Origin of the sequence: Pseudoalteromonas pernae, from assembly GCF_039831865.1 — a bacterium.
GTDB lineage: Bacteria > Pseudomonadota > Gammaproteobacteria > Enterobacterales > Alteromonadaceae > Pseudoalteromonas > Pseudoalteromonas pernae.
The window spans coordinates 12,259-32,688 of record NZ_JBDODM010000004.1; the positions used below are offsets into that span (position 1 = coordinate 12,259).

At 46.2% G+C, this 20,430-nt stretch carries 18 protein-coding genes; 12 read left to right on the forward strand and 6 right to left on the reverse strand.

All coding sequences use genetic code 11. The features are described 5' to 3' along the window. Positions 1–26: 26 nt before the first annotated feature. The 4 genes from V1358_RS10205 to V1358_RS10220 form a co-directional block, all read right to left on the reverse strand. Positions 27–494: a PA2404 family protein gene (locus tag V1358_RS10205; protein ID WP_347393497.1), complete on the reverse strand. Its 468-nt coding sequence runs from the start codon at positions 492–494 to the stop codon at positions 27–29. After that, the gene (locus V1358_RS10210) at positions 491–1,660 is read right to left on the reverse strand and encodes a PepSY-associated TM helix domain-containing protein (protein WP_347393498.1); all 1,170 of its coding nucleotides are present in this window, start codon (positions 1,658–1,660) and stop codon (positions 491–493) included. The genes V1358_RS10205 and V1358_RS10210 overlap by 4 nt, the downstream gene beginning before the upstream one ends. Before the next feature lie 206 nt (positions 1,661–1,866). Beyond that, a complete protein-coding gene (locus V1358_RS10215) occupies positions 1,867–2,523 on the reverse strand; it encodes a response regulator (protein WP_347391373.1) in 657 nt (218 codons plus the stop codon). A 149-nt stretch (positions 2,524–2,672) separates the two neighbouring features. Continuing rightward, entirely contained in the window at positions 2,673–4,976 is a 2,304-nt protein-coding gene (locus tag V1358_RS10220) for a TonB-dependent receptor (protein WP_347393499.1), read from the reverse strand. Positions 4,977–5,288: 312 nt separating this feature from the next. On the opposite strand from V1358_RS10220, the gene V1358_RS10225 reads away from it, so the two are divergent. From V1358_RS10225 to V1358_RS10255, 7 genes are all read left to right on the forward strand, one after another. Further along, entirely contained in the window at positions 5,289–6,593 is a 1,305-nt protein-coding gene (locus V1358_RS10225) for a GntP family permease (protein ID WP_347391371.1), read from the forward strand. Positions 6,594–6,611: 18 nt separating this feature from the next. Next, positions 6,612–7,784, forward strand: coding sequence for an E22 family MetX-like putative esterase (locus tag V1358_RS10230; protein WP_440589890.1), 1,173 nt, complete (start codon positions 6,612–6,614; stop codon positions 7,782–7,784). A 2-nt stretch (positions 7,785–7,786) separates the two neighbouring features. Next, the gene (locus tag V1358_RS10235; RefSeq protein ID WP_347391369.1) at positions 7,787–8,545 is read left to right on the forward strand and encodes a 3-hydroxybutyrate dehydrogenase; all 759 of its coding nucleotides are present in this window, start codon (positions 7,787–7,789) and stop codon (positions 8,543–8,545) included. Positions 8,546–8,553: 8 nt separating this feature from the next. Continuing rightward, positions 8,554–9,255: a CoA transferase subunit A gene (locus V1358_RS10240; RefSeq protein WP_347393501.1), complete on the forward strand. Its 702-nt coding sequence runs from the start codon at positions 8,554–8,556 to the stop codon at positions 9,253–9,255. A 3-nt stretch (positions 9,256–9,258) separates the two neighbouring features. Next, positions 9,259–9,915 carry a CoA transferase subunit B gene (locus tag V1358_RS10245; RefSeq protein ID WP_347393502.1) on the forward strand — a complete coding sequence of 219 codons (657 nt, stop codon included), beginning with the start codon at positions 9,259–9,261 and terminating at the stop codon, positions 9,913–9,915. Between the two features lie 197 nt (positions 9,916–10,112). Next, on the forward strand, positions 10,113–10,325 hold the full coding sequence (locus V1358_RS10250; protein WP_347393503.1) for a GDCCVxC domain-containing (seleno)protein: 213 nt from the start codon (positions 10,113–10,115) through the stop codon (positions 10,323–10,325). Between the two features lie 101 nt (positions 10,326–10,426). Then, on the forward strand, positions 10,427–11,215 hold the full coding sequence (locus V1358_RS10255) for a TIGR00266 family protein (protein ID WP_347391365.1): 789 nt from the start codon (positions 10,427–10,429) through the stop codon (positions 11,213–11,215). Positions 11,216–11,231: 16 nt separating this feature from the next. Here V1358_RS10255 and V1358_RS10260 read toward each other — a convergent pair whose 3' ends face one another. Next, positions 11,232–11,693, reverse strand: a complete 462-nt coding sequence (locus tag V1358_RS10260) for an EVE domain-containing protein (protein WP_347393504.1) — start codon at positions 11,691–11,693, stop codon at positions 11,232–11,234. An 84-nt stretch (positions 11,694–11,777) separates the two neighbouring features. On the opposite strand from V1358_RS10260, the gene tesB reads away from it, so the two are divergent. The 3 genes from tesB (at position 11,778) to V1358_RS10275 (ending at position 16,029) form a co-directional block, all read left to right on the forward strand. After that, positions 11,778–12,635, forward strand: a complete 858-nt coding sequence (tesB, locus tag V1358_RS10265) for an acyl-CoA thioesterase II (RefSeq protein WP_347391363.1) — start codon at positions 11,778–11,780, stop codon at positions 12,633–12,635. Between the two features lie 674 nt (positions 12,636–13,309). Beyond that, positions 13,310–15,109: an ATP-dependent nuclease gene (locus tag V1358_RS10270; RefSeq protein WP_347393505.1), complete on the forward strand. Its 1,800-nt coding sequence runs from the start codon at positions 13,310–13,312 to the stop codon at positions 15,107–15,109. A 305-nt stretch (positions 15,110–15,414) separates the two neighbouring features. Further along, complete coding sequence (locus V1358_RS10275; protein WP_347393506.1) at positions 15,415–16,029, forward strand: hypothetical protein; 615 nt, start codon at positions 15,415–15,417, stop codon at positions 16,027–16,029. 330 nt (positions 16,030–16,359) lie between these two features. Here the strand turns inward: V1358_RS10275 and plsB are convergent, their stop codons facing one another. Further along, positions 16,360–18,798: a glycerol-3-phosphate 1-O-acyltransferase PlsB gene (plsB, locus tag V1358_RS10280; RefSeq protein WP_347393507.1), complete on the reverse strand. Its 2,439-nt coding sequence runs from the start codon at positions 18,796–18,798 to the stop codon at positions 16,360–16,362. 652 nt (positions 18,799–19,450) lie between these two features. Between plsB and rpsJ the strand changes: the two genes are divergently transcribed. Together rpsJ and rplC are read left to right on the forward strand one after the other, a co-directional pair. Then, complete coding sequence (gene rpsJ, locus V1358_RS10285) at positions 19,451–19,762, forward strand: 30S ribosomal protein S10 (protein WP_347391357.1); 312 nt, start codon at positions 19,451–19,453, stop codon at positions 19,760–19,762. Positions 19,763–19,789: 27 nt separating this feature from the next. Next, on the forward strand, positions 19,790–20,425 hold the full coding sequence (gene rplC / locus V1358_RS10290) for a 50S ribosomal protein L3 (RefSeq protein WP_105189382.1): 636 nt from the start codon (positions 19,790–19,792) through the stop codon (positions 20,423–20,425). The last annotated feature ends 5 nt before the right edge of the window (positions 20,426–20,430 follow it).

A 20,430-nucleotide genomic window follows, 5' to 3' on the forward strand; every position in this document is an offset into this window, starting at 1 on the left:
GCTCCGTTTAATGAGGATTATAAAAGTTAAGGCAGTAGGTTTTCAGGTATATCCCAGCTGATGGTTTCGACACTGCCATCCCGTTGCTGCAGCGTAAGCCAAATTTTGTCGCTGGCGCGCAAAGATTCACTCGTCAGCGCATGCACATGCTGGCCATGAGGCGTGCCATGAAGAATTCCCATTTCTTCATGTTCTAGCTTGTTCAGTGGCAGAGGTTGCGCTGCGATATTCAGATACGCTTGGCGAATATTGGCAACATCGCCTTTTTCAAACATCAATAAGAAGTCTTTTACATACACGCCGTCGTGTTGGTAAGGCGCAGTTTCCGTGTAAGGCATTGGCGTGATGCTGTACTCACCTAAAGTCTTGGTTTCAAGTACAGGTGGGAACACCGGATTCAATGATTGATACAAATAAATCATAGGTAAAATCAGTACTAAGGCGTTAATCACATACTTGTATTTTTTAACGACAGTGACTTTTTTACGACTCATGACAAAGTCTCCTGTAAAGTGGTTTCGGTGGTGCTTATTGCTTTGTTGCGCGTAGGTTTTTTAATTACGCGCAAATACCACATATAGAAGCCGGTGATAGACATACCGCTGAGAATTAGACCAAAGATAAACCAAATAATTTTGGTCCAAATACCACCTAAGGTGCCAAAGTGTAACGGGTCAGCAATGTGCATAAATGTTTGTAACGTGCCCATGCTTTGTGGTGAAAACGAATCCTCAACGTCAGCATTCCATGGGTTAACGGCAACCATGTAGCTGTACTGGTCATAGAATACCTCACCACCACTGCCCGCTAATTTGTATGTGTCACGATGATGTTCAGGCATCGCAATAAAGCTGGGTTCGAACTCTGGGTAAGTGAGTTTGGCCACTGCTAACGCCTGCTTTAAGTCCACATAATGGCGCACTGATTCAGTATTATTCAGGGGCACATCAGCAATTGCGATGGGCTCTGGATGTGGTTCAAATTCGGTTTCTGTGTGCCACAAAATGGCCTGAGTTAAATACCACACGCCGGTAATGCCCATCACCGCTAAAAACCAGATAGACCAAACGCCGCCGAGTTTGTGCAAGTCACTCAAGGTGGTTCGGCTACCTTGGCCAGTGCGTAATTTAGGGCGAGTGAAAGATTGCCAAAACTTCTTATACACCATCAAGCCAGTCACCAAGGCACCCAATACTAAAATCGACATCAGGCTTACCAAGTAATAGCCAATGCTGTAACCCTGTTGCCATGGGAAAAGTAACCAGCCATGCAGTGCGCGCATAAAATCGATAAAAGTCATGTCTGTAACGATTTGCTGTATTTCGCCTGTGTATTGGTTCACGTAGGCTTGTGCAATAGGCTTGTCGGTATCGGTGAAATTAATCACTTTCACGAGGTAAGGTTCGCGGCTAATTATCGAGGTAACGTGGGCGCTAGGATAGTGAGTTTCAAAGCGGGCCACTAATTCGTCTATGCTTTTTTGCGGCACGTTATTAGGGTTAACTGCGCGTGCGTGTTCATTGGTGAGCCAAGTCAGTTCATGACTCAGTACAGCCAGCGTGCCCGTGATACAGATAAAACAAAACAATACCCAGACAGGCAGAGAAAACCAGCCGTGCAGTTGAAACCAAAAACGGTTCGTTAATTTCTTTTTGCCCATAACGACGTTTATCTCCGGTTGCGCTGTCGATGATGACAATCGCAGTGAAAGTTAACTGATAACGAGAATGATTCCTATTATATTATAATGAACGGTAAAGGTCATGAGTCATTTTGGCTTTTTTTGATGAGCGAAATTAAGGCACGCGTGTGCGCCTGCAAACAGGGGGTGAAAATGCAGTTAACAGTATTACTTATATGAAGAAGTTAGCTTTGTTCGCTTTCAGCAACGGTGGCCATCTGGTTAAATAAAATGCCCGCTTGAGTGCGGTTATACACGTTAAGCTTTTTCAAAATTGCTGATACATGCTGTTTAATGGTGGTTTCTTGAATCGACATAGCATAGGCAATTTGTTTATTGAGCATGCCATCGGCAATCATACTCAAAACGCGATATTGCTGTGGTGTGAGTTTTTCTAGGTTGCGGGCAAACTGTGCTTGTTCACTGTCATCGTCAGTGCAGATGTCGGTTTGTGGTGGCAACCAGTTTTCACCTTCAATGACTTGGGCAATCGCTTCACTGATCACATCCAAAGAAGACGATTTTGGAATATAGGCACTGGCACCGAGTGCCATCGACTGTTCAATAATGCTGGGGTGCTCATTGGCAGAGACCATGATCACCAGAATGTCTGGGTGTTGGTTCCGCAGGCGCGCAAGTCCCTCTAAGCCTTTTGCTCCGGGAATGGTTAAATCAAGAAAGACCAATTCAATTTCGGGGTGTTGTTCAAGTGCGCTGAAGAGTTCTTCCAGATCACTGGCCTCTAAAATGGGTTCATCGGCCATCGCTTGCGCTGCTGCTTGTTTTAAGGCACTTCTGAATAGCGGGTGATCGTCGGCAATGATTGCTTGCACACTTGGCATCCTAATTAAACTCCTAGCTCCACGTTATAGGGGATTTTGCTTTGTGCGGCAAGGGTCTGCGTTGAGTTGCACAAAAACCGGTGTAAAGGAGGAGAAAAGGTGGCCCGTAATGGCGGGGGGAAGCCAAGCCACCTTTGTTCCCGTTCTAGTTAGAAGCTGTAACCAACCGTGAGTGAGATAGTGCGCGGGTCACCGTAGTAACCAATCAGCGTATTATCACCACCTAGGCCCGGTGTGTATTTACTTACATCGCTCGGATCTGAAGGATCAGGGGTTACGAACTGGTAGCCACCAATCATGTATTCTTCATCCGTTAAGTTCTTCGCATGCACGCCCACACGCCAGTTACCGTCTGTGCTGTACCAGTTAGCACTGAAGTTAAGCAGGCCATAGCTGTCTTGGGTTAACAGGCTGTCTTCTTCAAACAGTACATAGTCGCCACGGTAGTAGTAGTTACCGTTGAATACCCAATCACCGTGGTCAGTGTATAAGCGATAAGTCGCACCTAGGTTGAAGGTTAGCTCTGGCGTATTTGAAATGGTGAATCGGTCCGACTTATCAAATGCCACGCCGGCGCTGTCATAATCGATTACTTCTTCGAAGTCTGAATCGATGTAACCTAAGGATGCATCAAAGCTCAATGCGTCGGTAGCCACATAGTTAAGCTCTACCTCGACACCGTTTGCTGATGATTTACCTATGTTACCAAGTCGTTGGTTGAGTACAGTTGAATCTTCGCCCGGTAACACCGAAATATACTGTCTGTCGTCATGATCTAGTGAGAACAAGGTCACGTTGGCACGCAGGTTATCGTTCCACTCGCTCTTCATACCCAATTCAAATGAGTCAACAATCTCAGGGTTCGCGGCCGGTTCTGCGGTTGCGGCACGCGGGTTAAAGGTACCTGACTTGAAGCCCTGCGCGTAACTTGCGAAGAACATCAGGTCATTGCTGTGTTGGTATTCAACCCCCACGCGAGGTGTGAAGCGTGACCAATCCTGCTCGTCATCAAGTACTCGGTTCTCTTCAAAGTCCGGGCGTTCATAGCCTGGTATCCAACCTGATTCTGGGTAGATGGTAGCTAGTAAGGCCGTGTTGTTTACATAGGCTTCTTTTTTATCTTTGGTGTAGCGTGCCCCCAAGGTCATAGACCATTTTTCACTGAGGTCTACGCTGCCCTGAATATATGCCGCTTTACTGCTTGAGTTGCTACAGCCGCTGATTTCGCGGGTGAAACTAGGAAGGGGGACGCCAACGCCTAGTTTATCAAGCTGCGCACCCACTTCTAAAATCGCGTCGAATACGCCACATGATTCGCCATCGTAATAGTAAAGACCTGATACAACTTTATATCCGTCACCTTGATGGTTTAACTGTAATTCATGGGTATCTTGCTCATCATCATAAATCGCGGGGACATCGAAAATTCTCAGAGATGTATTGTCAAAGTCTATATTCGTAGGTGAATAGCTCTCACGTTGTGCACCAACGTATTTAATTGATGTGCTGTCGCTCACATCCCAACGCGCAGTAAAACTAAGCCCTTCTAGTTCAACTTTGTTCCAAGTTGGCATACTGGTGTATGAGTCATAGACGCTGTCTGGCACGGGGGCGTCAGTCAATTCACTCGGTAGTAAGCGATAACCGCCTTTTGAGTTTGAGTCATCATCTGTTTTATCCCAACCTAGGCGGAAAAACAGGTTGTCTGTTGGGCGGTACTCAAGGGTAACGCGTGCAGCTGTAAGCTCTTTGTTGTAGTTTTCGCGGTCTTGGTTGTCTAAATCAGACGTAATGAAATCACCAAAACCATCACGGTTAAGCGTCGCGAAGCCGTAACCCACGTAAAGTTGTTCATCAATCAGTGGGATTTGACCTGTGATTTTTAAATCACGTTGGTTATAGCTGCCTACGGTACCTTCGACATTGAAGGTGGTGTCACCCGTCATTTCTTTAGTAACGTATTTAATCGCACCACCGATAGTGTTTTTACCGTAAAGCGTACCTTGTGGGCCACGAAGTACTTCAATTTGTTGTACATCAAGAAGGTCAAGCACCGCACCTTGAGGGCGCGCTACGTATACATCATCAATGTAGATACCGACACCTGGCTCATAACCCCATAGCGGGTCTTGCTGGCCTACACCACGGATAAACGCCGTGATTGTTGAGTTGGTACCGCGGCTCGCTTGTAGCGTAGTGTTAGGTGAAAATTGTTGCACTTCAGTCATTACTGAGATGCCGTTTTCTTGTAGTTGCGCTTCACCAATTGAGGTAACGGCAACCGGTACTTCTTGCAAATTTTCTACGGTTTTACGAGCGGTGACTTCAATACGCTCTAGTTCTGCTTTTTTTACCGCCTCTTCAGCGAATGCTGTTGAGCTTGCAAGTGCACTTGTGAGTGCCGCACCAATCGCTAAGGCTAGACTAGAGCGGCGTAAGGTTAGTGTGTTCATCCTGTATCCCCTGTTATTTTCATTATCCGAGTACGCTATCACAGAGATTGTCTCGATAGGGTGTCACGGTATGGGTTTGTTTTAAAAACATTAATTAATTGTGACTTTAGGGCAAAAACACAGTGAGGGGGTTAGTACCTTAGTACTATCGCCTCTGAAAGCCTTTAAATACGGGGTTTTGCGCGGTTCTATAACCTTAGTACTATGTATTTTAACGCCAACCACAGCCAGACTGGTTGCATGTGTTGTTAACAGAAACAGCTGCTATGCTAGCCCTGTTAACTAAAAAAATAATAATTCAAGGAGCACTCTATGCTCAGTATGTTTGGCCTCGTTGGCGGCCTAGTACTACTCATTATCCTCACTCTGCGCGGTGTTAATTTATTTATCGCCGCTCCCGCGTGTGCGTTGCTAGTTGCGCTCAGTGGCAATATGGCATTGTTTCCGGGGGAAGGAGTGACACTAGACTTTGTAAGTACCTACATGAATGGCTTTGCCGGCTTCCTCAGCGCGTGGTTCTTCATGTTCTTACTCGGTTCCTTGTTCGGAAAATTCATGGAAGACAGTGGTGCAGCAGACAGTGTGGCGCGTACCATCGTTAACAAGCTGGGCATGAAACACGCGGTTCTGGCGGTGGTGATTGCGTGTGCGGTGCTGACCTACGGCGGTGTAAGCGTGTTTATCGTCGCGTTTTCTGTATATCCCATGGCGCTGAGCTTGTTTAAAGATGCCAACTTACCGCGTCGCTTTATTCCTGCAACGCTGGCCTTTGGCTCTGTAACCTTCACCATGACCTCTGCAGGTTCACCAGAAATTCAAAACTGGATCCCGATTAAATACTTAGGCACTTCACCTTACGCAGCGTGGGAAGTGAGTTTGTTTGTTGCAGTGTTTATGGCGATTGCAGGTTACTGGTGGCTGAAGAAGATGATCACCAAAGCGGTTGCTAACGGCGAGTGTTTCGAAGCACGTGAAGACGACCCAGAAATTCCAGAGCGTGATTACCCGCACCCAATTACCGGTGTTATTCCATTGTTGGTGGTACTGCTTTTATCTTTCACTTTGCATGATGTATTTCAGCAAAGTGCGTTGATTGTGGCGCTATTAGGTGGCGTTCTTACGCTATTGGTCATCAACTTCAAGCATTTCCATAATCTAGCTGGCGCTATTAACGAAGGCACAACTGGCGCGTTGGTGGCTATCGGTAATACCAGTGCGGTGGTCGGCTTTGGTGCGGTCGCCAAGAATACCGAAGCATTCCAAGTGGCTGTGCAAGTGATGACTAATATGCCGGGCAACGAATTACTCGGTGCTGCGGTTGCAGTAAGTGTGATAGCCGGTTTAACTGGTTCGGCTTCAGGCGGCCAAGCAATTGCCCTGCCATTGGTTGCACCACACTACCTTGATGCGGGTGTGAATCCAGAACAATTACACCGTGTAGTGGCAATCAGCTCCGGCGCATTAGACACCTTGCCGCATAACGGTTACGTGGTCACCACGATTCGTGCAATCTGTAAAGAAACACACCAGCGTGCTTATTGGTCAATGGCTGCATTAACCGCTGTCGTGCCGCTTATTGGTGTGGCGCTAGCGCTAGCCCTATTTATCTTATTTTAAGGAATGAACAACATGTCTATGTTACGAGTTTTTAGTGTTGTCTTAATTGTTGTTAGCCAGTGGGCGTGTGCTCAAAGCGAGCCCATGCTGGTGGAAAAACAACGTTTTGCTTTTGAAAACTACACCACAGAATCCGGTGTGACCTTGCCCCAAGTGCAAGTGGGGTGGGAGAGCTATGGCAAACTTAACGACGCCAAAGACAACGTGATTTTAATTACGCATTTCTTCTCAGGCACGTCGCACGCAGCAGGTAAGTACAGCGCGGATGATGCCCAGCCTGGTTACTGGGATGCAATCATTGGCCCGGGCAAAGCCATTGATACCAATAAGTATTATGTGATCAGTTCAGACACCTTAGTGAACGCTAACTGGCATGACAAAAACGTGATCACCACAGGTCCTGCATCTATTAACCCTAAAACGGGCAAGCCATACGGATTGGACTTTCCTGTAGTGACCATTGGCGACTTCGTTGAAGTGCAAAAACGTTTACTTGATAGCCTTGGTATCGACAAGCTGCATGCGGTGATTGGTGCGTCAATGGGCTCATTCCAAGCATTGGAGTGGTCAGTGCGTTACCCAGATATGGTTGAGCGCTTAGTGCATGTAATTGGCGCAGCGAAAATGGATGCGTGGACAGTGCCAGCACTAGAAAAATGGGCGATGCCGATTCGTTTAGACGCAAACTGGAACAATGGTAACTACTACGAAGGTGAGCGCCCACTAGCAGGTGTGACTGCTACCATGTTGAACATCACCCAAGACGCGATGCACCCTGAAATCTACAAGGCCAGTTTCCCGGACTTCAAAGTACAGGATGAAGGCGCGAAGAAAGACATTCGTACGCTTCCTGCAATTAACCAAGTGCTTAAGCAGCGCGCGCTAGCTCGTGCACAAACACAAGACGCTAACCACATCTTATATCTTGTGCGTGCATCTCAGCTATACAGCGCAGGCATGCAAGAAGATTTAGCCGATGCGGCACAAAAAATTAAAGCGGACATTCTATTGATGCCAGCAAGTAATGATTTACTGCTTCGTCCTGGTCCAGTTCACGAGTTTGCAAAGCTACTTAAAGAGCAAGGAAAGAACGTAAAAATCGAGGAAATCCAAGGTATTTGGGGTCATCTTGACGGCATCTTCTCAATTCAAACTAAAGCGCCCGTCATTGCAGAGTTTTTAGCGGAGTAAACATGAGTAAGCGTATTTTAATTACCGGCGCAGCCAGTGGCATTGGTCGCTACGTGGCTGAGCACCTTGGCAAGCAAGGTCATGAGATCTTATTAACCGATCTTGATGGCGAGCGTGCAGCCAGCGAAGCCGCCATCCTTAAAGAGCAAGGCATTCGTGCTCAAGGGTTCGCATTGAATGTGGCCGACCTAGCCTCGCTAGGCGAATTTGTGGCAAGCCAACCAACCATTGATGTGCTTATTAACAATGCGGGTATTCAACACGTTGAGCGTTTGGATGAGTACCCTTTGGATAAATGGCAGCTACTGCAAGACGTGCTGCTCAATGGCCCTGCCATGCTCACCAAAGCGGTACTTCCTGCGATGCGCGAGCAGAACTTTGGCCGCATCATCAATATTGGTTCTATTCATGCGCAGGTGGCTTCGAAATATAAGTCGGCTTACGTGTCAGCCAAGCATGGCTTGATTGGTCTTGGCAAAGTGTTGGCGTTAGAAACCGGTGATGTTGATATTACCGTAAACACTATTTGTCCAGCGTACGTGAAAACTCCCTTGGTGGAGGCGCAAATTGCCAGCCAAGCTAAGCAACATGGTATTTCTGAGCAGCAAGTTATCGACACCATTATGCTCGCCCCGATGCCGAAAAAAGCCTTTATTGGTTTGGATGAAATCGCACACACTGTTGACTTTTTAATGGCGGATGCCGCGCGCAACATCACCGCTCAAGCCATCGCCCTTGATGGCGGTTGGACTGCGCAATAGGAGAGAACATGGCAGGTTTTAATAAAGTAGTAAGCAGCTACGAAGAGGCGCTGGCGGGGTTAGAGGATAACATGACCGTGATTGCCGGTGGGTTTGGTCTATGTGGCATCCCTGAGGGCCTGATCAAAGAAATTAAACACAAAGGCACCACAGGTCTCACAGTAGTGTCAAACAACTGTGGCGTAGATGGCTTTGGTTTGGGTATCTTGCTTGAAGACAAGCAAATCAAAAAAATGGTGGCGTCTTACGTGGGTGAGAACGCGCTATTTGAACAGCAGTTGTTGAATGGTGAGTTGGAAGTGGAACTCACCCCACAAGGCACCTTGGCGGAAAAAATGCGTGCTGGTGGCGCGGGTATTCCTGCGTTTTACACCGCGACAGGTGTGGGTACTGTGGTTGCCGAAGGTAAAGACATTAAGCAATTTGACGGTCGTGATTATGTGCTTGAGCCAAGCATTGTTGGTGACTTTGCCATTGTTAAAGCATGGAAAGCTGACCGCTTTGGAAATTGTGTGTATCGCCACACAGCGATGAACTTCAACCCCATGGCGGCTACGGCAGGCAAGATCACCGTGGTTGAAGCGGAAGAGATTGTTGAACCGGGTGAGCTTGAGCCCAGCCAAATTCATACCCCGGGTATTTATGTGCAGCGCGTCATCAAAGGGCAATTTGAAAAGCGCATTGAAAAACGCACAGTGCGAGGAGCATAAATCATGGCACTTACACGAGAGCAAATGGCTCAGCGCGTAGCGCAAGAATTACATGATGGTTACTACGTTAACCTAGGCATTGGTATTCCTACTTTGGTAGCTAACTATGTGCCGCAAGGCATCGATGTGATGTTGCAATCTGAAAACGGTTTGCTGGGAATGGGTGAATACCCAACCGAGGCAGAAGTAGACGCTGACATGATTAACGCAGGCAAAGAAACCGTGACAGCACGCACAGGTGCAGCGATTTTTAGCTCAGCAGAGAGCTTTGCCATGATCCGTGGTGGTCACGTTGACCTTACCGTATTAGGCGCCTTTGAAGTGGACCAAAACGGCAATATCGCCAGCTGGATGATCCCCGGTAAGCTCGTCAAAGGCATGGGCGGCGCCATGGATTTGGTGGCAGGTGCGAAGAACATTATTTGCACCATGACTCATGCGAGTAAGCACGGTGACTCAAAATTGCTGACCCAATGCTCACTACCACTGACGGGCGTAGGTTGTATAAACAAGGTGATCACCGATCTCGCATTGCTAGAAATAAAAGACGGTGCCTTCCACCTACTTGAGCGTGCGCCGGGTGTGAGTGTGGAAGAAATCAAAGAAAAAACACAGGGCAAACTTGTATGCCCCGATCAGGTTCCTGAAATGCAGTTTTAGTTCCAATTTGGCTTACGCCTTTTCCTAAATTGCACAACCAAACACCCAGCTAGTCCAAGGCATAGCTGGGTGTTTTTTTATTATCAGATGATCGATTTATACTCATCCAAACGTCAGCCCACGGTCGTGACTAAGATTGAAGAGCTAGACGCCATCATGCTATGACATAAGCGAATAAATGTGAGTTAGAGGTATCAATGAATAAGGTTATACTCGAATCTATTCTTACTTGCCCTGAATGTGGGGCTGAAAAGCAAGAAACCATGCCTACCGATGCTTGTCAGTACTATTACGAATGCATATCGTGCCACACTTTGTTAAAGCCGCTGCCCGGCGACTGTTGTGTTTACTGCTCTTTTGGCACAGTAAAGTGCCCACCCATTCAACGAGACGGTAAGTGCTGCCACTAAGTGGCACATTTTTATCCTGAAAAAGCTGCTTACATTTTATGCGGTGCGTTGAAATCGAATTTGCGTCATGCTAGGAACATCAAGAAAAAGGAGACAGCACAATGCGATGTCATGAAGTGGATTATGAAATTATCGGCCATTCAATGCAGATGGTGGAAGTGGAATTAGACCCAGGTGAAGCGGTGATAGCCGAAGCTGGGGCAATGAACTACCTAGAAGATGGCATTCAATTTGAAGCCAAAATGGGAGATGGTTCACAGGTTAATCAAGGCTTTATGAGTAAGCTATTCAGTGCAGGTAAGCGCATGATTACGGGTGAATCACTGTTTATGACGCACTTTACCAATCAGGGCATGGGTAAGAAACGCGTTGCCTTTGCGGCACCTTTCCCCGGTACCATAGTGCCGTTAAACATGGCGCAATTGGGCGAGCAAGTATTCCTACAAAAAGACTCGTTTTTGTGTGCAGCTTTGGGAACGGAAGTTAATATTGCTTTTCAACGTAAATTAGGCGCGGGCTTCTTCGGCGGTGAAGGATTTATTTTACAGCGCTTGGAAGGTGACGGCATGGCGTTCGCACATGCAGGCGGCACTGTGGTAGAGAAGCAGCTCAACGGTGAAACACTGCGCTTAGACACAGGTTGTGTGGTGGGCTTCACTGGCGGTATCGAGTTTGATATTGAACGGGTCAAAGGGCTGCGTTCTATGTTCTTTGGCGGTGAAGGTTTATTCCTGACCACGCTTCGTGGCCACGGCACCGTGTGGATCCAAAGCTTACCATTCTCGCGCTTAGCGGACCGTGTACTTGAACATGCGCCCCGAGCAGGTGGTTCACGCCAAGGTGAAGGTTCTATCCTTGGCGGCATAGGCGATTTCATCGACGGCGATTAATTTCCGTCGTATTTTCTTACTTGCTGGCAATGCCGTACAGGTATTGCCACTCTTCATTGGTGACAGGCATCACCGAGAGTCGACCAGACTTTTTCAGTGCAAGCTCGACAATTGCTGGGTCAGCCTTTATCTGCTGCAAGGTAATAGGCTTGGCAAATGTCTCGGCGTATTTTACATCCACACTAAACCAACGCGGCGCATCAGCTGTTGCTTTTGGATCATAGTAATCGCTGCTGGCATCGTATTGTGCAGGATCTGCAAAAGGCCCTTTAGAAATCGTAGCAACACCAACGATCGCAGGCACTTTACAACTGGAGTGATAGATAAAGGCTTTGTCGCCCACCTGCATACCATCGCGAATAAAATTACGCGCTTGATAATTACGCACGCCGTCCCACACTGTGGTGCTGTTTGGCGCTGCTTGCAAGTCGGCCAATGAAAACGCGTCGGGTTCTGTTTTTAATAACCAATAAGCCATTGTCTATCCTGCTCTGAACTATGTGAACAAGGCTATTGTATAGTATTATCATTGTATTAGCTGCAATGTGGTAATGAGGACACAATGAGCCAAGCATTAGATAATTTACTGTCGCTTTTAAAGTTAGAAGAAATCGAACTCGGTTTGTATCGTGGTGCCAGCCAAGACCTCGGCTTTAAAGCCGTATTTGGTGGCCAAGTAATGGGTCAAGCGCTTTCAGCCGCAAAGGAAACCTTGCCTGAAGGGCGTGTCGTTCACTCATTGCACTCGTACTTTTTACGCCCGGGCGATGCCTCAAGACCGATTGTGTATGATGTTGAAAATATTCGCGATGGCAAAAGCCTCAGCACGCGTCGCGTCAGTGCAATTCAATACGGTAAACCGATTTTCTACATGACAGCGTCATTCTCGGGCGAGTCCCAAGGGTTGGAGCACCAAACACCAATGCCGGATGTGCCTGCACCCGAGGGGTTACGCTCAGCATTGGAGTTCTACCAAGAGCATGCGCACCAAATTCCCGAGCCAATTCGTAATAAATTTATTAGCGAAAAGCCCATTGATATGCGCCCTGTGAACTTTCAAAATCCATTTAATCCGCAAGTTGCAGAGCCAGTAAAGCACATCTGGTTTAAGGCTAATGGTGAGATGCCTGATGACCAACGCATTCACAATTACCTGTTGGCCTACGCGTCTGACTTTGAGTTTTTACCAACCGCACTGCAGCCGCACGGCAAATCGTTTATGCACCCGAAAATGCAGGTCGCTACTATCGACCACGCCATGTGGTTCCATCGCCCATTCCGCATGGATGAATGGATGCTCTATAGTGTGGACAGTCCAAGTGCCAGCGGCGGCCGTGGCCTAGTGCGCGGACAGTTCTTTAACCGTGCAGGGGAGTTGGTCGCTTCCACCATTCAAGAAGGTGTCATGCGCGAAAGGTAATGGCTCTAGTCGAGCCGCCGACTGTGGCGGTTTTTGTAGGTCGGTGCTCTGCGCCGACAATAGCGCTAGTATGATAGATCTTGTCGCGGTGGGCGACGAGGGACCGAAGCACCGCTTCGCAGCGCGAGGAGGTGGAGGCATGAATGCCGTAACTTCGTCACGAACAGGAATACAGCTTCAGGGACGAATTGCTTGCACTCCTCTAACTCAGGTCTTCAAAGTAAATTAATGTCGGACCGCCGACCTCGGGTCAGAGGAAATGCGCGCCCATTTCCTCTAACAACTCCTAGGGCGCCCGTGACTCGCAATTGCTTCCGAACTCAGGTTTTTGTTAAACGCTCCGCTTAGTCGTTGATGCGATTTAACAGCACATCCATGTACTGGTAAATCTAGCTCGGCGTCGTGCCTCGCTATCAACAACACACTCCACAACAAAAGCCGATTTCTCCTGCGCGAATCAAAACGGGGAAGGGGAAACCTGCCAGATTGGTGTGACTTGATTTGGCTAAACTTTGCTGTAATAGCTTGTAATCAAAAAACTTGATAACTTATTGTTGTTTCTTAATAAAATTAGATCTGGTTTTTAGTTCATAGGTAACTTCCTTAACTAAAAACGCGCCCCAATAATTGATAGATTTTTCTTGATCTTCACTGCAAACCAACAAGGATGGTGTATGTACCTTCATAAATTAAGGGTTCAAGGGTTTAAAAGGCTAGTTGATGTAGACGTTGAGTTTAATGAGGCAACTTTTTTAATTGGTCAAAACAACTGTGGTAAAAGCTCGCTGCTGAAAGCAATCGCTCACCTTTTAAGTAACAAACAAATTGCCATCGAAGATTTTTACTCTGAAAAGGACGAAGATTCAGGAGGTAGCACAATAGCTACGGAAAAGGTCGTAATGACGGCTGAGTTCAGAAATGTTAGTGAAGAGTCTAAACAATGGCGAGGATTTAAAGGGAGAACATATACCTATGCAATTGATGAAAGTGTTGATGAGTCAGGGGTTTCAATAATATATAAGAAAGAGTGGGAGCCTGGAAAGCCACCTGTTCAATTTCTAAAAGCTTATGAGCGCGTTCTAAAAGAAGATTTTTCATCAGTTAAAAAGATAGAAGATCTCATTCAACTTGGTATTTCAGAGAATATAGTTTTGGAGGCATTTGATAAAAGTTCAGGTACTATTTCATCTAAGCTAAAAGAAAAATTAGATTACATTGATGAAATTTGGGATCTAACTGAGAACGAAACGTTTTTTAAAAACCCTGGTGGTATACCAGGCAATGTCCTTAGTCGTTTACCCAGATATTTATTGATTCCTGCAGAAGCTGGAGAGTATGAGCTATCTAAACCTAGCGGCACTTTACAAAAAACCCTCAAAGAACTATTCAAAGAAGTTCGAGATAATTCGCAAAATTATGAGCAAGCTCAAATTTATCTTAATAGTTTAGCTACAGAGCTTGATCCCCAAGATAAAGATTCAGACTTTGGGCAAATGCTAGAACAGCTCAATGATGTTATGTGTACTGTGTTCCCTGAATCTAGTGTACATGTCAATGCGAATTTAACTAACCCTGATGATGTCCTCGTACCTCAATTTACTATTGAGATGGAAAGTAATATAAAAACACCTGTAGAGAGCCAGGGTACAGGGATGATTCGCTCAGCCGTTTTTAGCCTACTGCGCTTCAGAAAAATATGGGAAGAGCAAAGAGGAATTGAAAATGAGCGAGGATTAATTATTGGCTTCGAGGAACCTGAAATTTTTCTCCACCCCTCTGCTGCAAATCAAATGCGTAATACTATTTATGATTTAGTTAGCTCGAACTCGCAGATTGTGGCTTCAACTCATTCACCTTACATGATCGATTTGTCGAAAAAGCCTAGGCAAAATCTAATTAGGTTTACTAAAGAGCGAGTTGGCAGTACAACAACTAATTTTTCAGTTTCTAAAGCATTTAATCAGTTACAAGGTGATGATAAATCATATGTAAAAATGATATTGAAGATTGATGATTATGTAGCAAGAGCATTTTTTAGTAACCGGACGATTTTAGTTGAGGGAGATACTGAAGATATCGTCATTAGAGAAACAACAAAGCGCTTGCCTAAACCTATACATGACAAGGTCATTGGAAACTGCGAGGTAATTAAAGGGCGTGGGAAGCCAGTGTTAAAATCTCTAATTCTTTACCTTAAGGCTGTAGGAATTGAACCTGTGGTAATGCATGACTCTGATTCAGGAGTTAAAGGTGCAGTTGTTCACAATGAGCCCATTCGTGCTGCTTTGGATAATGATAGTAACTTATTTGTTCTGGAAAGGTGTATGGAGGATATTCTTGATTATCCACCACCTTCGTCTGATAAGCCATATCGTGCATTTATAGAGACTAACAAGTGGGGGAGTACATATGACGATATTCCTGAAAGGTGGCGTGATATATATGAAGGACTCATGGATATACAAATTAAGTAATTAAGTGTGGAACTCGGAGATAATAATGGATTTAGAGCGACGTTTGAAACGTGTGTTAAATGCAATAGAAGATGCTGCTTCTTCTCTACAGAGTGCTAGGCGGAGCGCGGGTTATACGCAACATGACATAGATCGTGCGTTACGAGAGCTAGATGACGCAGAAACGGATGTTCGGCGAGCGCTTCGAGAAATTCGTAATAGTTAACTTAGCGAAATGCAAAATGGGGTCAGGTATTACTTTGTGCAAATGCACACTTCAAGACTTGACCCCATAGATTCTGCGGAAGTAAACATGGAGATGACTCGTGATTGATAAGGCTCTGAATTACATAGCTAGTGGGCAATATTGGCTAGCCTCGATAGTTGTTGTTTTCGCTATTATCGTTAACATAGAGAAAATTATTTCAGTTATTGATACACAAAAGAAAAAACGATTAGCGTTTTTGAAAGATGCAATTTCTGACGATTGCCTGAGCGACAATCTAAAATCCCATCTTGAAGATGAACTTCAATCTGAATATTTCTACCAAACTCATAAAATCCGTATCGATAAATTTAAGCGCAATCTTTTATTTGAATATCACGATAAGTTGAGAGGTGAAATTACATTCAAACAATTCAAAAGAGCGAATGATCAACTCGTTGTTAAAGATGGAAAACTCCGCGTAGAAATTAGCGCATTTGATAACATTGCGTTTTACTACAATATGTTTTTTGGTGTAATCGTTTCGATATTCGGGTTCGTTGTATTTTCTATTCCATTAAATCTCGGTGGCACTAGCCTATATAGTCTCATCAACTGGATCGCAGTTAGTGCATTCTTTATTGGCTTTGGCTTTTTTATGGTGTATCAAACCATTCCGATTTTAATCGCTAAGCGTATTCGTAAAGCTGTAAATACAAGCCAAGAGGAAATTTAGGCTCAGCTGTTGCGGTAATAATTCCCCTTACATTGCATCCGAAACGTGATGCGAGAAGAGTAATCGCCCGCTGGGATTGCGGGCGAAAACATGCCCAGTATATGGATGTGCTGTGCATGTTGGTTACGTTCATTTCGAGTATCGCGTTGAGGAATGAATGCAATGTTGGGGCGCCCTAGGAGTTGTTAGAGGAAATGGGCGCGCATTTCCTCTGACCCGAAGTCGGCGGACCGACAAGCTGTTTCAAAACTAACATCGCAGTCGGCGCAAAGCACCGACCTACAAACCACCATAGTCGGCGGCCCGACAACCTTCAAAGGCAAACGCGACTTATCGCGTGGCCGCCACTGTATCACTAATAGACTGCCAAATACGTGCTGGCAGCAACTGATGCAAATCCTCATTAACAATATGCAGCGCCTCGCTGTGCACTAGCGTGTTGTCATCACATTTCTCAATCAGTTTCTCTTCACGGAGGTTAGCGATAAACGCGGCGAGTACTTTCTTGTCGAAGAACTCTGGGCTCTTAATGCCATGTAAGGTGCCTAGGCGCTGGGCCACTGCGGTACTTTCTTTCTCCAGCTCTGATGGGCTGAGCTTTTTGTCTTCACTCAGCAAACCAATGACCAGGGCGTAGCGTAGCAAGGTGTGGTGCACCACTTTACCCAACATTTCTAGCGTAGCTTGGTTGTCGCCTTCTTTGAGCACCTCAAGCTGTTCGCCGTCTGCACGGATCAGGCCTTGTTCGGCAAAGCTAGCAAGAATGTTGTCGATGTAGTCATCGCTTAATTCCAGCAAAAACCACTCTTTGGCAAACAATGGGTAAAGGCGTTTAATCTGCGCCTTACACTCGCTGCGTGTGATGCGGTGGTTTTTGAACAGCTGCTGGGCAACGACGCTTGGCACCGCAAACAGGTGCAGCACGTTATTGCGATAATAGTTGAACAAGGTGCGCTCTTTTTCGGTGATGGCGATGATGTCGCCGAACTGGTCGTTCATTACATCGAACTTGTTCAGTGTTAGCGCATGCTCAAGCAGTTCTTCTGCGCTTTGCTCTGGCAAGGTCACGTGCTCACTTAATGGCGCATCTTCTAGCATGCGTAGGTAAAAGCGCATTTGCTCAAGCAGCTGCACTTTACTTAGCGCAAACTGATCATTGGTAAGTAAAATAGTCGCTAATAGGTTAACCGAGTTAACCGCGGCCGCGCTGTTAATGTTGACCATGATTTCATCAGCTAACTTGCTCACTTGTGAGCCTAGCCATGCTGGTTTTTGCGCGTCGGTTGGGTGAATGGCGTCACGCCAATCAGGCTGATGTTCATTGAGGAACTGGTTAACATTAATAGGTGTGCCGAAGTTGAGGTTACCGCGGCCATAGTTCTTCAAGTTTTTAATGGCTTTGAATACACCGAATACAGATTCGTTCTTCTTATTATCACCCGCCAGTTCTTTGAGGTAGGTGTTAATTTCCATCACATGCTCATAACCAATGTACACGGGGACGATGGAAATAGGGCGGTCGATACCACGCAGCATGGCTTGTAAAGTCATTGCCAGCATACCTGTCTTAGGCGGCAGCAAGTGCCCTGTGCGGCTGCGGCCGCCTTCCGTGTAGAACTTCACGGAATAGCCTTTGATGAATAACTGGCTTAAGTACTCTTTGAATACCGCTGAATATAGTTTATTGCCACTAAAGGAGCGACGAATAAAGAAGGCGCCGCTGCGACGGAATATCGGCCCAGCAGGGAAGAAATCGAGATTAATGCCTGCAGCAATGTGGGGCGGCACTAAACCTTGATGGTAAATCACATAGGTGAGTAATAAGTAGTCCATGTGGCTGCGGTGACACGGTACATAAATGATCTCATGACCTTTGTCGGTAAGCTCGCGCACTTGGTCGGCATAGCGCACATCAATGCCGTTATACAGTTTGTTCCACAGCCATGTAAGAATGCGGTCAGCAACGCGCACCATGGCGTCGGAGTAGTTGGCGGCGATTTCATCTAGCAGGTCGAGCGCATTTTGGCGCGCCTCTTCGTGGCTTAATCCCTTCGATTTTGCTTCATCCGCAATGGCTTTTTTAATGGTTGGCGACGCCAATAGCGAATTGAACAACGCTTCGCGTGATGGCAATTTCGGGCCCGTTGCCGCCAGTTTTTGACGACGGAAGTGCACGCGGGCAACGCGTACTAGCTTATGCGGGAGTTCTTCTTTATCTGTGCGTCCTTCAACCAGCTTGGCTAAATCCAACGGCTGGCTAAAGCGAATGAGGTTATCGCGCCCAGAAAACAGGACCACGAAAATCTTGCGGAACCAGCTTGGCGTGAGTGAATGAGAAATAAGCGTGCTCAAACCCGGCTTTTCTTTACCTGGATTACGCCCCCACAAGATGGTCACTGGCACCACTTGGATTTTTTGCTCTGGCGCACGTGCTAAAGAGTCAAAGATTTCTTTACCTTGGCTCAGTGCACAACTTGGGCGGCTTTTATTACCAAATAAAGGCGGTGGATTTTGAATACCAATAAAGCGAGGTAGCTCAGCACCCTCTAGTTCTTGCTCTTGTGTTGGGTCTGGTAAGCCCAGCTTTCTGCACACTTTCGCCAGCGCGGCGATATCTGTTCGCGAATTCAAACGGCCGATATAAAAGGTAGGCACCGTGACATCAAGTTGGAAGTCAGCAACGGGCTGGTGTGGCAATACCTTGGATTTAACACAAATGGCATTTAAACATCGCGCTAAAAAGTCGATGCCGCGATTTACTATTCTCATTCAGAATCACTCACTTAAGCACATTACCAAGGTGTATTTACCTTGCTGGTAATGGATAAGAAAACACAAAAAGGGTCGTAAATGATACCAACTTATAACTGGACTGACCATTGACTCTTTATGTGTGAAGCCAAAGCAACTTTAAAAACTCTCATGCAGAACCCGTATTTCGGGGGTTAAAATTTGAGCGCTCATAAAGTAACCTAGCTTTAAGCGTTATGTCAGTTATGTGTCTGGATAATTACGACCATAGTCTGTCACAACAGCACCGAGCTCGGTATTTAGTCGTATCCCTGGGACTAGGCACCCTGCTGCAGTGGACAAGGGTGGTGAGTAAATAGGATTTACACTGTTGATGCATCTCCCTTGTCCGTTGTACCTCGCTCAGTGTATCCCCTTACTTTGTAAGTCCTTCCGTAAAAAACTGTTGCATTTATCACCAATATCTCTATAATACGCAGACTTTCTTTGCCTTAGGTGTCTCACCAAGGACTCTGAAAGATAGATATAGCTTGGATTTCAAGCATAAACAGGAACTCCGATTTGGAGTTCAATGGTAGAAAATGAAAGGACAACCGACTTCTTAGTAGTAAGTAAGTTTCGGGTGTTTTTTTATGCTCTTTTTAAATGCTCTTTTTATTGAGGTTTTAGAATGTCAAATCAACGCATTCGCATTCGCCTAAAAGCTTTTGACCACCGTTTGATTGACCAATCAACGGCGGAAATTGTGGAAACAGCGAAACGCACAGGTGCTCAGGTTCGTGGTCCAATCCCACTTCCTACACGCAAAGAACGTTTCACGATATTGATTTCTCCGCACGTTAACAAAGACGCGCGTGATCAATACGAGATCCGCACCCACAAACGTCTGATCGACATCGTAGAACCAACAGACAAGACTGTAGACGCTCTTATGCGCCTAGACCTTGCTGCTGGTGTTGATGTTCAAATCAGCCTGGGTTAATCGGAAGATTAGAGAGGTTTTAGGAAAATGGCATTAGGTCTAGTCGGTCGTAAAGTGGGTATGACTCGCATCTTCACTGAAGATGGCGTATCTATCCCTGTGACAGTTATCGAAGCGACTCCTAACCGTGTTACGCAGATCAAATCTGACGCAACAGACGGTTATAACGCGCTTCAAGTAACCGCAGGCGAGAAAAAAGCTAGCCGTGTAAACAAACCAGCAGCGGGTCACTTCGCTAAAGCTGGCGTTGAAGCGGGTCGCGGTCTGTGGGAATTCCGTCTAAATGGCGGTGAAGGCGACTTCGAAGTTGGTAACGAAATCACTGTTGAAGTATTCAACGAAGTGAGCAAAGTTGACGTTACTGGTACTTCTAAAGGTAAAGGTTTCCAAGGTGGTGTTAAGCGCTGGAATTTCAGCATGCAAGACGCGACTCACGGTAACTCATTGTCTCACCGTGCTCCTGGTTCAATCGGTCAAAACCAATCACCTGGTAAGGTGTTTAAAGGTAAGAAAATGGCCGGTCACATGGGTGCTGAGCGTGTAACGACTCAAAACCTTGAACTAGTTCGTGTTGACGCTGAGCGAAACCTGCTTCTAGTTAAAGGTGCAGTACCTGGCGCTATCGGCGGTGACGTTATCGTTAAACCAGCTGTTAAAGCATAAGTCCT

What these genes read in the sequence shown, in the direction of transcription:
- V1358_RS10205 (WP_347393497.1), bottom strand. Translation starts at nt 494, where the DNA reads ATGAGTCGTAAAAAAGTCACTGTCGTTAAAAAATACAAGTATGTGATT.
- V1358_RS10210 (WP_347393498.1), bottom strand. Translation starts at nt 1,660, where the DNA reads ATGGGCAAAAAGAAATTAACGAACCGTTTTTGGTTTCAACTGCACGGC.
- V1358_RS10215 (WP_347391373.1), bottom strand. Translation starts at nt 2,523, where the DNA reads ATGCCAAGTGTGCAAGCAATCATTGCCGACGATCACCCGCTATTCAGA.
- V1358_RS10220 (WP_347393499.1), bottom strand. Translation starts at nt 4,976, where the DNA reads ATGAACACACTAACCTTACGCCGCTCTAGTCTAGCCTTAGCGATTGGT.
- V1358_RS10225 (WP_347391371.1), top strand. Translation starts at nt 5,289, where the DNA reads ATGCTCAGTATGTTTGGCCTCGTTGGCGGCCTAGTACTACTCATTATC.
- V1358_RS10230 (WP_440589890.1), top strand. Translation starts at nt 6,612, where the DNA reads ATGTTACGAGTTTTTAGTGTTGTCTTAATTGTTGTTAGCCAGTGGGCG.
- V1358_RS10235 (WP_347391369.1), top strand. Translation starts at nt 7,787, where the DNA reads ATGAGTAAGCGTATTTTAATTACCGGCGCAGCCAGTGGCATTGGTCGC.
- V1358_RS10240 (WP_347393501.1), top strand. Translation starts at nt 8,554, where the DNA reads ATGGCAGGTTTTAATAAAGTAGTAAGCAGCTACGAAGAGGCGCTGGCG.
- V1358_RS10245 (WP_347393502.1), top strand. Translation starts at nt 9,259, where the DNA reads ATGGCACTTACACGAGAGCAAATGGCTCAGCGCGTAGCGCAAGAATTA.
- V1358_RS10250 (WP_347393503.1), top strand. Translation starts at nt 10,113, where the DNA reads ATGAATAAGGTTATACTCGAATCTATTCTTACTTGCCCTGAATGTGGG.
- V1358_RS10255 (WP_347391365.1), top strand. Translation starts at nt 10,427, where the DNA reads ATGCGATGTCATGAAGTGGATTATGAAATTATCGGCCATTCAATGCAG.
- V1358_RS10260 (WP_347393504.1), bottom strand. Translation starts at nt 11,693, where the DNA reads ATGGCTTATTGGTTATTAAAAACAGAACCCGACGCGTTTTCATTGGCC.
- tesB (WP_347391363.1), top strand. Translation starts at nt 11,778, where the DNA reads ATGAGCCAAGCATTAGATAATTTACTGTCGCTTTTAAAGTTAGAAGAA.
- V1358_RS10270 (WP_347393505.1), top strand. Translation starts at nt 13,310, where the DNA reads ATGTACCTTCATAAATTAAGGGTTCAAGGGTTTAAAAGGCTAGTTGAT.
- plsB (WP_347393507.1), bottom strand. Translation starts at nt 18,798, where the DNA reads ATGAGAATAGTAAATCGCGGCATCGACTTTTTAGCGCGATGTTTAAAT.
- rpsJ (WP_347391357.1), top strand. Translation starts at nt 19,451, where the DNA reads ATGTCAAATCAACGCATTCGCATTCGCCTAAAAGCTTTTGACCACCGT.
- rplC (WP_105189382.1), top strand. Translation starts at nt 19,790, where the DNA reads ATGGCATTAGGTCTAGTCGGTCGTAAAGTGGGTATGACTCGCATCTTC.